This window comes from Rhizobium sp. AG207R (assembly GCF_027109195.1).
Taxonomy (GTDB): Bacteria; Pseudomonadota; Alphaproteobacteria; order Rhizobiales; family Rhizobiaceae; genus Rhizobium; species Rhizobium dioscoreae.
On sequence record NZ_JAEPVT010000002.1, the window covers coordinates 584128 to 599313 of the forward strand.

Here is a 15186-nt window from a genome sequence, read left to right on the forward strand (position 1 = left end):
CGTTAAGGTTAACTCGCCGCTTCGATGGTCCTAAGAAACAGCAATATAGTTAAGAAAAGCTGAACCGCGTTTGGCCAAAAAATATAAAAAAAACCGCGCCTTAGATAGGCGCGGTTAACTTGTTGTTTAGGATTTTCGACCAACGCGCCGCGTTGGCGCTTCCTATTAACGGAAGAGCGACAGGATCGACTGGGTCGAGGAGTTGGCGATCGACAGGGACTGGATAGCCAGCTGCTGCTGCGTCTGCAGAGCAGACAGCTTGCTGGATTCCTGTTCCATGTCGGCGTCAACCAGCTTGCCAACGCCCGACTGGATCGAGTCGGACAGCGACGAAGCGAAGCTCGTCTGCAGGTCGATACGGCTGGAGATGGAGCCGAGCTTCGAACCCAGGCTGGTCATGGAGTTCAGAGCAGTCTGAACCATGTTGAGCGCGCTGGAGATCTGGCCGGAAGTCATGCTGCTGATGTCGAGGCTGAAGACCGAAGCGCCGACGGTGGTGTCCTTCGTGCCGAGGATGCCCGAAGCCGTGTCGATCGTGCCGGCTGCATTGGCGCCGAACAGAACGTTGCCGGTTGCGCCGGTGTTGAAGGCGTAGGAGGTCGTGCTGACCGAAACGGTGCCGTTGGTGCCGCGGATGAACGAGGAAACAACCGAAGCCGAGCCGTTGTTTGCAGCCATGACCCAGTTTTCGCCGTTGAACGAAGCCGACTGGGCAACGCTCTGAAGCTGCTGCTGCAGCTGGCCGATTTCTTCCTGAACGGACTTCTTGTCGACCGAGCCTTCCATGGCGGTTGCAAGCTTGTCCTTGATCTGGCCGACGATGTCGATCGCGCTGGTGACGGCCGTCGATGCGGTGTCAACCTTGGCAGCGCCGAGGCCGAGAGCGTCGGAAACGGCGCCGATGGCGCTGTTGTCGGACTTCATGCTCGTGGCGATCGACCAGTAAGCAGCGTTGTCGGAAGCCTTGGAGATGCGCAAGCCGGAAGAAACGGCGTTCTGCGTGTCCTGCAGGTTGCTGCTGATGTTCTGCAGCGTCTGGAGGGCGGCCATTGCGGAATTGTTGGTGATAATGCTGGTCATAGGAGTGTCCCCTGGAAACTGGATACAAAAGGAGGACATACCGGACTGGAAATACCGGCGATGACGGAGCAGCTTCATGCCCCTCGATCCATTTTCCTAGAGGACCAAACCCGTCATGTCGCGAGAAAGTTCGCATCCATTGCTTGCCAATTTCTTAAATCCGGGACCAGTGGACACCGCCTCTCTGGAACGTGGCTAAGAATCCGTAAAGGCAATTTCGACCGGTGCTTCGGTTTCAGGCAAGCTCCGTGAGGGATCATGAAGCGAATCCATGATGCCGGCCCTCGCCCTTCGGCGGGAGCCAGTCAACATATCGCTCGGAGTTCTCGCTCGTGAATACAAAAAATGCCTTTGTGACAGCGTCCGGCTTCTACCAGAAGGGCCAATATACACGCGCACTCGAAACGCTGAACGAGCTGCTGAACGTCGACAGATCGCCCAAGACCTATGCGCTGCTGGCAAAGACGCTGCTGAAACTCGGCTTCCGATCGGATGCGGCGAGCGCCTACGAGCTAGCCGGCCGGCAAAAGCCCCAGCGCGACGACTATCTTCGGGAAGCTCTGCTGCTGCACGGCGATTGCGGCAACGACGATCAGGCTCTCGCGATCGGAAGCCTGATTCTGCCCCTGGCATTCAAGGATCCGGACCTTGCCTTCGTCCTCAGCCGCATCTTTCTCGCCCGTCAGCAAAAGGATTTGCTGACGGGCTTCAAAACGGTGCTCGTCGAAGGACCGGAACTCAAGCATCGCCAGATGGCCGCAAGGCTGCTGACCGACGATCTCTATGACGAAAGCAACCGGCACATCGTCACGACCCTGTTCAAGAAGCATCCCGACCATGTCATTTTCCGCGCGCTCTACCTGATCTTCGCGCGCGAGGTGTCCGATCTGGCCGCCGTCGAAAAACATATGGCCCCGGTCCTGGCATCGCTTGCACAGGGCAAGCTCGAGCATGTCATTCCGGACAATCCCTTCTTCCATCTCCACTGGTGCGGCGACGAGGCGCTTAACAAGCTCGCGGTCCACGACACCGATCCATTGCCGGCGGGCCATGCGGAAGCCCGCCGCAAGCTGCCGCATACATGGGGCGGCAAGATCCGCATCGGCTATCTCTCCTCCGATTTCTGGCCGGGACACGCGACGATGAAGCTAATGCAGCGCGTCCTCGAGTTGCACGACAAGGATCGGTTCGAAATCACCCTTTTCGACCACTCGGAGGCGGCTCACCAGAAAGAGGAGGCTTTCGACTATTCGGCAATGGGGACCACGGTCGACATTCGCGGCCTTTCCAACCAGGCTGCAGCAGAAGCGATCCGCGCCCGCGGAATCGACATTCTCGTCGATCTCAAGGGGCATACAAAGGGAAGTCGCGCTTTTATCCTCAACTACATGCCGGCTCCGATCCATGTCGCCTGGCTGGGCTTTCCGGGCACGACCGTCAACATCGACCTCGACTACATCGTCGGCGACCATTACGTCCTGCCGGATCAGTCGAAGGCGCATTTCTACGAAAAATATTGTCGCCTGCCCGAATGCTACCAGCCGAACGATCCGCTCAACCGCCCGAAGCCGCGGCCGACAACGCGCGCGGAGCACGGTCTGCCCGAGGACGCTTTCGTTTACGCTTCCTTCAACGGCAACCGCAAGATCACACCGCAGATGGTCGACGTATGGTGCAATATTCTCAAGCGCAGCAAGAACAGCGTGCTCTGGCTGCTGTGCAACGGCCCTCGCGCGGAGGCCAATATCTGGTCGCGCCTGGAAGCCCGCGGCGTCAACCGCAAGCGGGTCATCTTTACCAGCCGCATTCGCTACGAGGACCATATCGACCGCCAGCAGCTTGCCGATCTCGGCCTCGATACCTTCCCCGTCAACGGCCATACGACGACCTCGGAACAGCTCTGGGGCGGCCTGCCGGTTCTCACCATCAAGGGTACCAATTTCGCTTCGCGCGTCAGCGAAAGCCTGCTGAATGCCATCGGCCTGCCGGAATTGGTGGCCGACGACGTCCAGGCCTATGAAGACATGGCCGTGCAGCTCGCCGGCCAGCCGGAGCGGATTGCCCAGTTCAAGGAAACGCTAGCGGCCAATCGCTACATCAAGCCGCTCTTCGATGCCGAACGCTTCACGCATCATCTGGAGACGGCCTTCGAGATGATGGCAGCGCGGGCCAAGCAGGGGCTTGCACCCGATCACATGGACGTACCGGCACTGCCGGCGCGGGCGGAACCCTTCATGGAAGACGACCGGAATTCAGCGGCAATCGCGGCCGAATAAGTTTCAGCGATCATCAGGGCAAGAGCTCCGGTGATCGCCTTCCGCTCATAATATCAGTGGAAAGAGCGGACCAGGCTGCCGACCAGAAGGTTCCAGCCGTCGATCAGCACAAAAAAGAGAATCTTGAACGGCAGAGAGATCGAGGTTGGCGGCAGCATCATCATGCCCATCGCCATGACGATGGTCGAAACGATCAGGTCGATGACCAGAAACGGCAGGACCACAAGGAAACCGATTTCGAAGCCTCGGCGAATTTCCGAGATCATGAAGGCCGGGATCAGCACGCGATAATCGATCTTGTTGTCGACCACCGTCGTCTGGCCGCGTTCCTGTGCGAGGTCGACGAAAAGCTTCAGGTCCTTGTCGCGCGTATTGTTGGACATGAAGGTGCGGAAGGGCTCGGCGATGCGCTGCACTGCGTCCGCTTCCGAAATCTGATTGGCCAGCAGCGGCTGCACGCCATCCTTCCAGGCCTGATCGAAGGTCGGCGACATGACGTAGAAAGTCATGAAAAGGGCGAGGCTCAGCAGGATCATGTTCGACGGCGTCGTCGCAAGGCCCATGCCGGTGCGCAGGATCGAAAAGGCGATGATGAAGCGCGGAAAGCTCGTCACCATGATCAGGATACCCGGCGCGATCGACAGGATCGTCAGAAGCCCGAAGGTACGGATGATCCAGGCGGCAACCGAGCCGTTGACCGGCGCGTTCAGAAGATCGGTCGGAAGCTGCTGCGACAATTGCTGCGCCGCCGCCAGCTCAGGCGACAAGACAGCAATCACGAATATAAATAGAGCAAGTGCTGGTCGACTCATTCGATCACGAAAGTTCTGAAGATAACTTTCGATACTCGTCCTTCCGAGCGCAGGTCAACACGCTCCTGAATGTCATCCCTAAGATATTGCAGGCCCCGTGCACCTTCGATCTGCTGCAAGGAAACCGTGCGGATATAAGCCAGGATATCCTGATGGATCGCCTGGGCGAGCTGTGCGTCCGGCGGCCCCTTGAAAACCAGCGCAAGCTCCAGCCTGATCCAGCTCTGCGAGGGATAAGCGAGATTGGTGGTGATCGGATCGAGCGCAACGATGCCGTTTGCCTGGGCGGCTGCCGCAGCCTGCTTGCTGTCGCCGCCGGCCTTTGCAATCGCCTGCACGGCCGCAGTGGCCTCCTTGATCCGCGGCGCCACCATGGTTCCCAGGACCCAGCCGCCGCCGCCGCCGAGCACGGTCAGCACCAGTAGCCCGACAATCATCATGATCATCGGCGATCCCTTGCCCTTTGCCGGTTCGTCTGCGGCTGCTGCCATATTCCCTATCCGTTCACTGTCAAATCAGAGCGGCGAGAGCAGGTCGACGGCCTGCTGCCCCCTCGGCGGCTGCTGTATTTCCGTCAGGCGGCCACGGCCGCCATAGGAGATGCGCGCCTCGGCGATCTTGTCGTAGGAAATGGTATTCTCGGAGGTGACGTCTTGCGGCCGGACGATGCCGGCGACGTTGAGAATGCGGATTTCCTGGTTCATGCGCACTTCCTGCGAACCGCTGATCATCAGGTTGCCGTTTTCGAGAATGCCCGTTACGACAGCTGCGACCAGAAGGTTGATCTGCTCGGAACGCTGCATCTTGCCTTTGCTGTCGGTGCTGGTGTCAGAGCCTGAAGTCGCGTCAGCATTGGTGCTTGGCTGCCAGCCAAAGATCTTGGCGGTGATGTTCCAGTTCATATCGCTCTTGTTCGTGCGATTGCGATTGGTCTCGTTATCCCAATTCGCCTTGTCATTGATCTGGATCGTAACAGTCAGGATGTCGCCGACATTGAGTGCACGCGCATCCTTGAACAGGGCGGCCTGCGAATCATTCCAGAGCGAATAGCCCTGCGCGACTTGATGGGGCCGCTTCGGATACTGCGACATCTGCGGCGTCTGCGCATATTGCAGGCCGCTGCCGATCGGACTCATGGCAGGCGCCCTGCCGATTTCCTTGAGGGCCTGCGACTGGCAACCGGCGAGGAAGACGACGATTGCGCAGGCGGCCGTAAGACGCGTGTTCATGAGGGGTCCTTCGACTTCGATGTATTCGGGTCGGATGCGCTGGCGATGATATTGGTGATCATGGCCGCCTTCTTCGCATCCATTTCCGCCAGGATCAGGCTCGACTGGCGCGCAGAAAGCTTCATGATGATGGCTGCGGCAGTTACGGTCCTGACATCGTTGAGGCTTGCCGCTGCGGCATCCGGCTTCATGTTCTTGTAGATATCGACCAGGCCGAGATCGGCCGTCTTGAGGAAGTCGTCGCGCTTTTTCAGCCAATCCTCATATTCGGCCTTGCGCTTGTCCATGGTGGCAATGCGCTGATCGACATCCGCCTGCAGCTTTTCCAATTCCTGCTTTTGCAGCAGATAGCGCTGGTCTCGAGCCGGATCGGCGATATTGGTGCAGAACTGGCGGATCTCGTCCTGGCTCGAAGCTGGATCGGCGACCGGCTTCGGCGCCTCTTGCGCCGCGGCCGTCGTCAGCGACAACAGCGCGGCGAGGCTGGCGGTGATCAGCATTTTTCTGGCAATGGCGGTCGAGATCATTGCAATACGAGCTCCGCTTGCAGGGCGCCGGCCGACTTGATGCCTTGCAGGATGGCGATGATGCCGTCCGGCTTGACGCCGATATTGTTGAGGCCGGAGACCAGCGTCTTCAGATCAGGCCCTTCCAGCACGGCCACGCGGCCGCCGCTCTTGGTGGCAGTGATATCGGTCTGATCCTGGATCGCCGTCTGGCCGTCCGAGAAGGGTTCCGGCTGGATCACCTGCGGGTTCTCGCTCACCTGCACGGTCAGCGTTCCGTAGCTGACGGCGACCGGCGAGACGCGGACATCGGCACCAATGACGATCGTTCCGGTGCGCTCGTTGATGACGACCTTGGCCGGCGTATCGGTCTGAACGTTGAGATTTTCGATGTCGGCCATCAGCCGCGTCAGATCCGCCATCTTCGGCTTGGCGATCGTCACCTCCTGTGAATCCTTGGCTTCTGCGATCGGCGCACCGAAACGCGAGGTCGCCCAGGTATTGACCGTATCGGCGATGCGAATCGAGGTGGAGAAGTCCGGATTGCGCAGTTGCAGGACCAGGTTAACGGAATCCTTGAAGCGCGACGGCAGTTCGCGCTCGATGATGGCGCCGCCGGGCACGCGGCCAGCCGTCGTGACACCTTCGGTCACCGTGGCGGCGGCGCCCTGCGCCTGGAAACCGGATACGATGACCGAGCCCTGCGCCACGGCATAGATCTGCCCGTCGGCGCCGCTCAGAGAAGTCATGATCAGCGTGCCGCCGCGCAGCGACGTCGCATCGCCGAGCGAGCTGACCGTCACGTCGATGCGACTGCCCGGGCTTGCAAAGGGCGGCAGGTTCGCCGTCACCATGACGGCGGCGGTGTTCTTGGCGGCAGACTGGCCACCCTGCGTCGAGATGCCGAGGTTCTGCAGCATCGCGCGCATAGACTGTTCGGTGAATGGCGAGGAACGCAGACCGTCGCCGGTCCCCTGGAGACCGACGATCAGGCCGTAGCCGATCAGCTGATTGTCGCGGCCGGATTGCAGCGAGGCAATATCCTTGATGCGCGATTGCATCGCGAGAGCCGGATCGGCCGCGATCAGGCTCGGCAATGCGAACAGGATTGCGAGTAGTTGACGAAGCCGTTTCATTTCGCGACCACGCGGATCGTACCGTTTTGCAGGACCGTGCCGTTGACGATGATGCCGGAGTCCATGTTGCGGGCGCGGACGTTATCGCCGACGGCGCCATCATCCAGCGGCGTGCCGGCCGCCGTGATCGTCATGGTACCCATGCTCATCACCAGACGGACATTGGAGCCGCGCGTTACCGCATAGGGCTGGCGCAGCGCGGAGATGGAAATCGTGCGGCCGGGAAGAAGCGTGCGCTTCGACACCAGACCGGTGACCTCGCGGAGCCGCTTGGCATAGTCGCCGCTCAGGTTTGGATTGGTGACCTCGACCTCCTCGAGCTGGCCGCTGCTGATGATATCGCCCGGATAGATCGTCTCGGTCGGCACCACGGCAGTTCCGAGGCTGGAGCCGTCGGCACTCATTGCGCCGGCCGGCGCAGCCGACGCGAATACGACGGAGAGGCTCGCTGCGGCGAACCATGCCATTGCCAAGCTTTTCATCCGGCGAAACCTCATGTTCGGCCCGTCCCTCTTGCTACTTCAGGTTCTTGCTGACGATCTGCGCCATTTCGTCGGCCGTCGTAATGACCTTCGAATTCATCTCGTAGGCGCGTTGCGCAGTGATCAGATCGGTGATTTCCTTGACCGGATCGACATTCGACGATTCCAGATAGTTTTGCTTCAGATAGGCAAAGCCGTTCTGGTTCGGATCGGAGACGACGGGATCGCCGGAGGCAGGCGTCTGCGTGAAGAGGTTGCTGCCCATCGGCTGCAGGCCGGCTTCATTGACGAAATTGGCGATCTGCAGCTGGCCGAGTACAGTCGGCGTGGTCGCCGTGCCGATGATCGCCGACACCTGGCCGGATTGGCTGATGGTGAGGCTGCTGGCATTGTTCGGGATCGTGATGCCAGGCTCCAATACGTTGCCATCGGGGGTGACGATCTGGCCGGTGTCGCTCTTGTTGAAGGAGCCGGCGCGGGTATATGCGGTCGTGCCGTCGGGCATCTGGATCTGGAACCAGCCGCGACCGACGAGGGCTACGTCGAGCTCGTTCTGGGTCTGCGACAGCTCGCCCTGCACCTGGATGTTGCGCACGGCTACGGTCTGAACGCCGAGGCCGATGTTAGCGCCTTCCGGCACGACTGCCTGGTTCGGCCTGTTGGCGATGCCCTTGGCGCGCTCGGTCTGGTAGAGAAGGTCGGAAAACTCGGCGCGCGAGCGCTTGTAACCCGTCGTATTGATGTTCGCGATGTTGTTCGCGATCACTTCGAGATTGGTCTGCTGGGCGTCCATGCCCGTCGCGGCAATTGCGAGCGCTCTCATGCTTTCGTCCTTCGAGCCAGGGCGGAACCTTCGAAACCGCGAAGCGGCCTGCGAACAACTCACGCCAAATCAATTAATTAGAGCGGGAAACCCCGCGCTAGATCTGCATCTTCGTAATATCGAGGAACGCCGAGACCACCTTGTCGCGCAGTGCGATCGCGGTCTGCAGGGTCTGATCGGCCTGCATGACCTTGTCGACGACTTCGCGGGTACTCATCGTGCCCTTGATGCCGGCGAAGGAGGCGTTTTCGGCGTCCTTCAGCGAGTTGATGGAATCCTTCGCGACATTCGACATGACCGACGCGAAGCTCATTCCGGCATCCGCGCCCGCAGCGACGGCCGGCGAGGCATTCAGGGCGCTGGAAGCGGCGGAGGTCAGATCCGTGGCGATGCTGCCGAGGCCGCGGGTCGCCGAAAGAGAGGCTACATTCTTAACCGAGTCGATCATTGGTTCTTCAGCAGATCAATAGTGGAGGAAATGAGATCACGGGCCTGTCTGACCGTCTGCAGATTGGCCTCGTAGGAACGGTTGGCCTCCCGCATATCGGCCATCTCGACGAGAATGTTGACGTTGGGCATCTTGACGTAGCCCTTTTGGTCGGCGGCCGGATTACTGGGATCGTATTCTTCGACGAATTTGCCCGTGTCCTCGCCGAGCTTCTTGACGCCGACCGTGGTGACGCCGTTAGCGCGATCCATCTCGGCGCCGAAGGTCACGGTCTTGCGCCGATAGGGATCGGCACCCGGCGTATCGCCCGTCGAACGGGCGTTGGCGATATTTTCGGAGACAATGCGCAGACGAGTCGATTGAGCCTCCAGGCCGGAGCCCGCAATCTTCAATGCGGCTGATAAAGGGTCCATGACATCTTCACTTCATCTATTGTTTTACGGTCATCAACATCATGCGATGAAAGGAGCCGACGAGAGCGGTGTTCAAGCTGTACTGGCGCTTGATTTCACCGGCCTTGGCGAGCTCGTCTTCCAGGCCGACGGTGTTACCCGACTCCTGGACACCAATTTCCTGATTGAGCGGCGCTTCCTCCACGTTGACGTTGCCGCTCGTGCTGAATTCGCTGCCCGAAAGATGCGCGGGATTGGTCCGGACCATACCGACGTTCTGGTTGTCCAGAACGGCCTGGAATGGCGTGACATCCTTGGCGTGAAACTTCGGCGTATTGGCATTGGCGATATTGCCGGCAACAACCTGCTGACGTACCTGGAGCCACTCGGCTTGCCGCGAGGCCAGGTCAAAGAGCTGAATGGGTTGCATGGGCTTCTCTCCGTTCTTACACTGTGAATCTAGCGGGATAATCTTGCGTGGGACTTGCGAGAAATGCGTTCCTGTAAAGTCTTCGAAGTGCCTGAAATCCAGGCGATTCCGGGTTTTCCTCAATTGTTGCCGTAGACATCGCCCGTCGAGGTGACGATGACCCATTTTCCCTCTCGCTGTTCGATCGAGGCCAACCGGCTGTTGTCGGGCAAAAGCGATCCGACGCGCACGACATACATGCCGGTGCCGTCCTCGATCAGCGCGCGGCCATTGGCGACATGCAGCAGCTGGAAGGCGGACTTGCCGGGGAACGGCTGCTGATCGGCCGGCGGCCCCTTGTCCTCCTCACGGCCGGCATTGCTGACCGTCGCCGTCGTCAGCGGATCGGGAATCAAATCTTTCGGCTCGGAGGGATTCTTGTTCACCATGGCGAGCGGCGACACGCTGACGATGGTGCGGCCAGGCCAGTTCGGAAGATCGCGGGTGCGATCGCCTTCGGCCACCTGAATGCCGAATTTGTCCGGGTTCAGAAAGACGTACCAGGGGAAGAAGGCAGAGGCACCGGCAAGCGCCAGTCCAGTAAAGGCCAGAGCCTTGTCCGTAACGGTTCGCCTTCTCGCCGATTTCGGCGGGGCGACCGGTTCGTCAGCGTCGGATTCTTTCACTTCTGGTCCCTTTTTAGGCATGACATTCGGCGATATCCGGCAGATTGCGGACAAGGAAAAATCGAGGTAGTGCTGTGCCCAACCATCACTTGGCTCTGGCGGGGACACCGCTCGAAGCGTTTCTGAGAGCCGTCGCAAGATCGGTGAAGGCATCCACCGACGGCTCTTCACCCGGGGTCTGCTTCAGTATGTCGTAGATGATCGGTACCTGACGCACGGCGATGTCGAGATCGGCGTCGCTGCCCTGGCGATAGCCGCCGATCAGGCGCAGATCGCGCGTCTCCTCGTAGCGGTGCACCAGCGCCTTCAGGCGGGACACCAGTTTTTCCTGATCGGAAGTCCAGGCCTTGCGGGCAAGACGCGATACGGATGCCAATGGATCGATCGGCGGGTAACGCCCTTCTTCGGCAAGGCTGCGCTGCAGGACGATGTGACCGTCGAGAATGCCGCGGGTGGAATCGGCGATCGGATCGTTGTGGTTGTCGCCATCGACGAGGATGGAGATGATCGCGGTGATGGTGCCGGTGCCTTCCGGTCCGGGGCCTGCCCGCTCGAGAAGGCGCGGCAATTCGGTGAAGACGGACGCTGGATATCCGCGTGCGATCGGCGGCTCGCCGGAGGCAGTGGCCACTTCGCGGATGGCATGGGCGAAACGGGTGACGCTGTCGACGATCAGGAGAACGTTGTCGCCCTTGTCGCGGAAATGTTCGGCGATTGTGATGGCCGAAAGCGGCGCCATCTTGCGCAGCATCGGGCTCTCGTCGCTGGTCGCAACGACGGCGACCGACTTCTGCATGTGGGAACCGAGCGTATCCTCGATAAACTCACGCACTTCGCGGCCGCGTTCGCCGACGAGCGCAATCACCACCTTGTCGAAGGCTTCGGCCCTCGCCAGCATCGACAGCAGCGTCGACTTGCCGACGCCGGAGCCGGCAAAGATGCCGAGGCGTTGTCCCAGGCAGAGCGGCGAGAAGATATCGATGGCACGCACGCCGGTCTTGAAGCCGGTTTCGACGCGCTTTCGCGTCATCGAAGGCGGAGCCGTATTGGAGATTGGGCGTGCTTCCAGACCCGTTGTCAGCGGCCCCAACCCATCGATCGGCTCGCCGAGCGAGTTGATCGTGCGGCCGCACCAGCTGTCATCGGGTGCGATACGGAAGGCGCCCTTGCGGATGATGGTATCCTGGATGCCGATCGGCTCGCCGGGTTCGATCGGACAGACATAGGTGAGATCCGGTTCGACGCGGACGACCTCGCCGAGGTGGATGCCCGTCTGCGACCGATGCGCAACGAAATCGCCGAGACGCACCTGCCTGGAAAGGCCGGCAACCGTATAGTGTCCGGCAGCGATGGTGCGCACATGACCACCATGGGCCACGGCATTCTCCGCCATCGCATATTGGCCCGCCAGAAGGGCCATATGCGAAAGCTTCGGCGATATTGCGCCCTCCGGCAACCGATCCTCGACCATGACAAGCCCTCTTTACTGGCTGCCGCCGAGGGTCTTGATGGCATCGGTGAGCGTGCCTTCACTGCTGCTGGTGAGCGTGCTGATATTGTCGAAGGCGCGGCTGACCTCGATCAGATTGGTCATTTCCCGCATGCCGTTGACGTTGGAATTTTCGAGATAGCCCTGGGCGATGCCGATGTTCGAGCGGTCGATGACCGCCTGTGGCGCATCGGTCGGCAGGATGCCGCTGTTTTCATAGCGCAGGAAGCCCTTGCTGACATCGGCACTATAGAGACCGATCTGGCCCATGCTGCGGCCGTTCTGCATGATGGTCCCGTTCGACGCGACACTCGGCGGGCCACCGGCGGGGTCGAGCTGGATCGGCGCACCGCCAGGATCGAGGACCGGGAAGCCACGCGTGGAAACCAGCGCGCCGCTTTCAGTCATGGTGAAGCGGCCGTCGCGCGTCAGCACCAGGCCAGCCGGCGTGTTCATGCCGAAATAGGCATCGCCCTTGACGGCGAAATCGAAGAGATTGCCGGTGTTCTGAAGTTCGCCATTGTCAGTGGAGAGATAGTCGTTGCCTTGCGAGACGAAGGCGACCTTGGCGTTGAGCTTGTTTTGCGTATTGCTGAGGACCTGATCGAACTTGACCTCGGTACCGCGGAAGCCCGTCGTATTCACGTTGGCCAAATTGTCGGCGATCGTCGTCAGACGCCGCTCGAGCGCCATCTGGGACGACAGCGCGACATAAATACCAGACTGCATTTTCAACGCCCTCCGGACATTGGAGAATAACGGGAAAGGAAACGCCGCCGGCGCTCCTACATTTCGTTAGCGGGGCATGGATGCCCTTACCCGCCATCCTGCAGGGCTTGGCTTGTGCGAAGCTGACAAGGCAAAAAGGATGTTCGGAGACCCATCGAACAGCCTCACGCAAGGCAGGTCCCCTAGTTCATCGTATGAAGCAACGTTCAGGTGTGGACCGACGATGAATATTATTATCGGATTTGTAGTGACCTGCGGCTGCATCATAGGCAGCTTTATGGCTATGGGCGGAGACGTAGGCGCGCTGTTCCAGCCCTTCGAATTTGTCATTATCGCAGGCGCCGGTCTCGGCGGCTTCATCATGGCCAATCCGATGAAGGTGGTGAAGGATTCGGGCAAGGCGCTCGGAGAGGCCTTCCGTCATGCGGTTCCCAAGGAGCGCGACTACCTCGACACGCTCGGCGTGCTCTATGCCCTGATGCGCGATCTGCGCACCAAGTCGCGCAACGAGATCGAAGCCCATATCGACAATCCCGACGAATCGACGATCTTCAAGGCCGCTCCGACGGTTCTGAAGAACAAGGATCTGACCGCCTTCATCTGCGACTATGTCCGCCTCATCATCATCGGCAACGCCCGCTCGCACGAGATCGAGGCGCTGATGGACGAAGAGCTCGACACGATGCAGCACGACAAGATGAAGCCCTATCATTCGATCACGATCATGGGCGATTCCTTCCCGGCGATCGGTATCGTCGCCGCCGTTCTCGGCGTCATCAAGGCGATGAGCCACATCAACGAATCACCGGAAGTGCTCGGCCACCTCATCGGCTCGGCGCTGGTCGGCACCTTCCTCGGCATCATCCTGTCCTATTCCGTTTGCGCACCGCTGGTTTCCCAGATCAAGGTCGTGCGCAACAAGCAGCATCGCCTCTACGTCATCGTGAAGCAGACGCTGCTTGCCTACATGAACGGATCGGTGCCGCAGGTCGCACTCGAATACGGCCGCAAGACCATCTCCTCCTATGAGCGCCCCTCGATCGACGCCGTCGAGCAGGAAATGATGAACCCCGGCGGTGAAAGCAAGGCAGCCTGACGATCATGAGCCAGCAATCCGCGCATAGGGCACAGACGATGGACCGCACCCTTTTTGCCAAGCTCACAGGCAATCTCGGCGATCAGGCGACGCTTGCGAAACTCGGCACCGCCTTCGCCCAGGTCTATGCCGAATTCCTGCCCGACATCATCAAGACCGAGACAGGCCTGGATATCAACGTCGCCTATGACGGCTGCCAGTCCGGCTCGATGAACGAGCTGATCGCCAAGCTGGGCGGCAACCACGCACTGGTCAACGGTTCGCTGCGCAACTGGGCCCCGAACTTCATTCTCGGCTGCGGCGCCGGCTTCATCATGACGCTGATGGAGCATATGCTTGGCGCGCGCGCCGAAGATATGGAAGCGCCGGTCGCGCGCCCGCTTTCGGTGATCGAACTCGATCTTTCCGTCATGGTGTTCGAAAAGATCGCCAAAGTGCTTCGCTCGGCGGTGAATGCTGCCGGCGGTTTCGAGCCCTACCTCGATCCGCCCTACAATATCGAGGATCGCCCGGTTGCCATCGGTGACAACGGTAACGACTTTGCCGCTGCGATCACGATGACGATCTCGCTCGGCAAATCGATTTCCCATATCGTCATCATCATACCGCAACGGGATCTGCTGCGCACCGTCGTCAGCACGCCTCGCGCCAAGAACCCGACCGCCGCTTCCCAGGCATGGTCGGAGCAGCTCAACGAGCAGGTCCGCCGCTCCCAGGTGACGCTTGAGGCGCGAATTCGGCTCGAATCGCTGACGCTCGACACCATTTCCAAGCTTGCGGTCGGCGATATCATTCCTTTCATGGACACGGGCGATGTCCGCGTCGAAGTCAGCGCCAACAGCAAAGACCTTTACATCTGCGAATTCGGCCGCTCTGGCGAAAATTATACGGTGCGCGTCAAGGACAACGTCAATTCCGACGACGAGCTTCTCAGACACTTGATGAATTGATCGGCTGGCGCGTGGCCCCGCACACGGCAGCTTGAGGCAAGTTTCAACTGGAATAGTGATTTCATGGCTACGAAGACGACACAGCAAAGCAGCGAGGAATCGCTGGAGATTTCAAACAGCGACGCCGCCTTGGATGAGGCCATCGATGGTCTGCGCGGCGTCCTGAAGAAAGACAATGAAGGCGGTCTGCCCGATTTCGAGGCCGACGCATTCGGCGCGCAAACAGGCACGGATCTCTCCACCTTCGGCGATTTCGGGGACGACAACTCCGCTCCAGCCTTCGATGACGGCGAGTTCGGCGGCGTGTCTGCGGCACCGGCTGCCCCCGGCAGCGCGCTCACTGCGAATATGGACCTGATCATGGATATCCCGATCGACGTCCAGATCGTGCTCGGCAGCAGCCGCATGCCGGTGTCCGGCCTGATGAACCTGGCCGAGGGCGCAATCATCGCACTGGACAAGAAGATCGGCGAACCGGTCGAAATTACCGTGAACGGCCGCAAGATCGGCCGGGGCGAGATTACCGTTCTGGAACATGACGACACCAGATTCGGCATCAAGCTCACTGAAATTTATAACGCGAAGAAAAGCTGAACCCGGCTCAGGATGAGCCCACTCCCCCTGGCGGGACGGAGACGAAGAC

Annotated in this window: 18 protein-coding genes; 4 read left to right on the plus strand and 14 right to left on the minus strand. The window is 60.1% G+C overall.

What is annotated here, in order from left to right; all coding sequences use genetic code 11:
• Positions 1–165: 165 nt before the first annotated feature.
• The gene (locus JJQ51_RS06795; RefSeq protein WP_113406423.1) at positions 166–1080 is read right to left on the minus strand and encodes a flagellin N-terminal helical domain-containing protein; all 915 of its coding nucleotides are present in this window, start codon (positions 1078–1080) and stop codon (positions 166–168) included.
• Positions 1081–1412: 332 nt separating this feature from the next.
• Between JJQ51_RS06795 and JJQ51_RS06800 the strand changes: the two genes are divergently transcribed.
• Positions 1413–3356 (plus strand): O-linked N-acetylglucosamine transferase, SPINDLY family protein, encoded by a 1944-nt coding sequence (locus JJQ51_RS06800; protein ID WP_269244448.1) that lies wholly within the window; start codon positions 1413–1415, stop codon positions 3354–3356.
• 53 nt (positions 3357–3409) lie between these two features.
• On the opposite strand, the gene fliP is transcribed toward JJQ51_RS06800, so the two are convergent.
• The 13 genes from fliP to flgF form a co-directional block, all read right to left on the minus strand.
• On the minus strand, positions 3410–4168 hold the full coding sequence (gene fliP, locus JJQ51_RS06805) for a flagellar type III secretion system pore protein FliP (RefSeq protein WP_162748776.1): 759 nt from the start codon (positions 4166–4168) through the stop codon (positions 3410–3412).
• Positions 4165–4659: a flagellar basal body-associated FliL family protein gene (locus JJQ51_RS06810; protein WP_113332083.1), complete on the minus strand. Its 495-nt coding sequence runs from the start codon at positions 4657–4659 to the stop codon at positions 4165–4167. The genes fliP and JJQ51_RS06810 overlap by 4 nt, the downstream gene beginning before the upstream one ends.
• A gap of 24 nt (positions 4660–4683) precedes the next feature.
• Positions 4684–5397, minus strand: a complete 714-nt coding sequence (flgH, locus tag JJQ51_RS06815) for a flagellar basal body L-ring protein FlgH (RefSeq protein ID WP_092709116.1) — start codon at positions 5395–5397, stop codon at positions 4684–4686.
• Positions 5394–5924 (minus strand): MotE family protein, encoded by a 531-nt coding sequence (locus JJQ51_RS06820; RefSeq protein WP_113332082.1) that lies wholly within the window; start codon positions 5922–5924, stop codon positions 5394–5396. The genes flgH and JJQ51_RS06820 overlap by 4 nt, the downstream gene beginning before the upstream one ends.
• Positions 5921–7039 carry a flagellar basal body P-ring protein FlgI gene (locus JJQ51_RS06825; RefSeq protein WP_069611314.1) on the minus strand — a complete coding sequence of 373 codons (1119 nt, stop codon included), beginning with the start codon at positions 7037–7039 and terminating at the stop codon, positions 5921–5923. Before JJQ51_RS06825 ends, JJQ51_RS06820 begins: the two co-directional genes overlap by 4 nt.
• On the minus strand, positions 7036–7521 hold the full coding sequence (gene flgA / locus JJQ51_RS06830) for a flagellar basal body P-ring formation chaperone FlgA (RefSeq protein ID WP_371865506.1): 486 nt from the start codon (positions 7519–7521) through the stop codon (positions 7036–7038). The genes JJQ51_RS06825 and flgA overlap by 4 nt, the downstream gene beginning before the upstream one ends.
• 34 nt (positions 7522–7555) lie before the next feature.
• Complete coding sequence (gene flgG, locus JJQ51_RS06835) at positions 7556–8344, minus strand: flagellar basal-body rod protein FlgG (protein WP_092709105.1); 789 nt, start codon at positions 8342–8344, stop codon at positions 7556–7558.
• A 97-nt stretch (positions 8345–8441) separates the two neighbouring features.
• Entirely contained in the window at positions 8442–8792 is a 351-nt protein-coding gene (locus JJQ51_RS06840) for a flagellar hook-basal body complex protein FliE (protein ID WP_113332081.1), read from the minus strand.
• Positions 8789–9205, minus strand: a complete 417-nt coding sequence (flgC, locus tag JJQ51_RS06845; RefSeq protein WP_069611310.1) for a flagellar basal body rod protein FlgC — start codon at positions 9203–9205, stop codon at positions 8789–8791. Before flgC ends, JJQ51_RS06840 begins: the two co-directional genes overlap by 4 nt.
• 16 nt (positions 9206–9221) lie before the next feature.
• Positions 9222–9614, minus strand: coding sequence for a flagellar basal body rod protein FlgB (flgB, locus tag JJQ51_RS06850; protein WP_069611309.1), 393 nt, complete (start codon positions 9612–9614; stop codon positions 9222–9224).
• 119 nt (positions 9615–9733) lie between these two features.
• A complete protein-coding gene (locus JJQ51_RS06855; RefSeq protein WP_113332080.1) occupies positions 9734–10279 on the minus strand; it encodes a flagellar protein in 546 nt (181 codons plus the stop codon).
• 85 nt (positions 10280–10364) lie between these two features.
• Entirely contained in the window at positions 10365–11750 is a 1386-nt protein-coding gene (gene fliI, locus JJQ51_RS06860; protein ID WP_145633335.1) for a flagellar protein export ATPase FliI, read from the minus strand.
• A gap of 12 nt (positions 11751–11762) precedes the next feature.
• Positions 11763–12497 (minus strand): flagellar basal-body rod protein FlgF, encoded by a 735-nt coding sequence (flgF, locus tag JJQ51_RS06865; protein ID WP_113332078.1) that lies wholly within the window; start codon positions 12495–12497, stop codon positions 11763–11765.
• 223 nt (positions 12498–12720) lie between these two features.
• Between flgF and motA the strand changes: the two genes are divergently transcribed.
• From motA to fliN, 3 genes are all read left to right on the plus strand, one after another.
• Positions 12721–13593, plus strand: a complete 873-nt coding sequence (gene motA / locus JJQ51_RS06870; RefSeq protein ID WP_069611305.1) for a flagellar motor stator protein MotA — start codon at positions 12721–12723, stop codon at positions 13591–13593.
• Positions 13594–13595: 2 nt separating this feature from the next.
• Positions 13596–14543: a FliM/FliN family flagellar motor switch protein gene (locus JJQ51_RS06875; RefSeq protein ID WP_371865515.1), complete on the plus strand. Its 948-nt coding sequence runs from the start codon at positions 13596–13598 to the stop codon at positions 14541–14543.
• A 63-nt stretch (positions 14544–14606) separates the two neighbouring features.
• Positions 14607–15137 (plus strand): flagellar motor switch protein FliN, encoded by a 531-nt coding sequence (fliN, locus tag JJQ51_RS06880; protein ID WP_113332076.1) that lies wholly within the window; start codon positions 14607–14609, stop codon positions 15135–15137.
• Positions 15138–15186 lie beyond the last annotated feature (49 nt).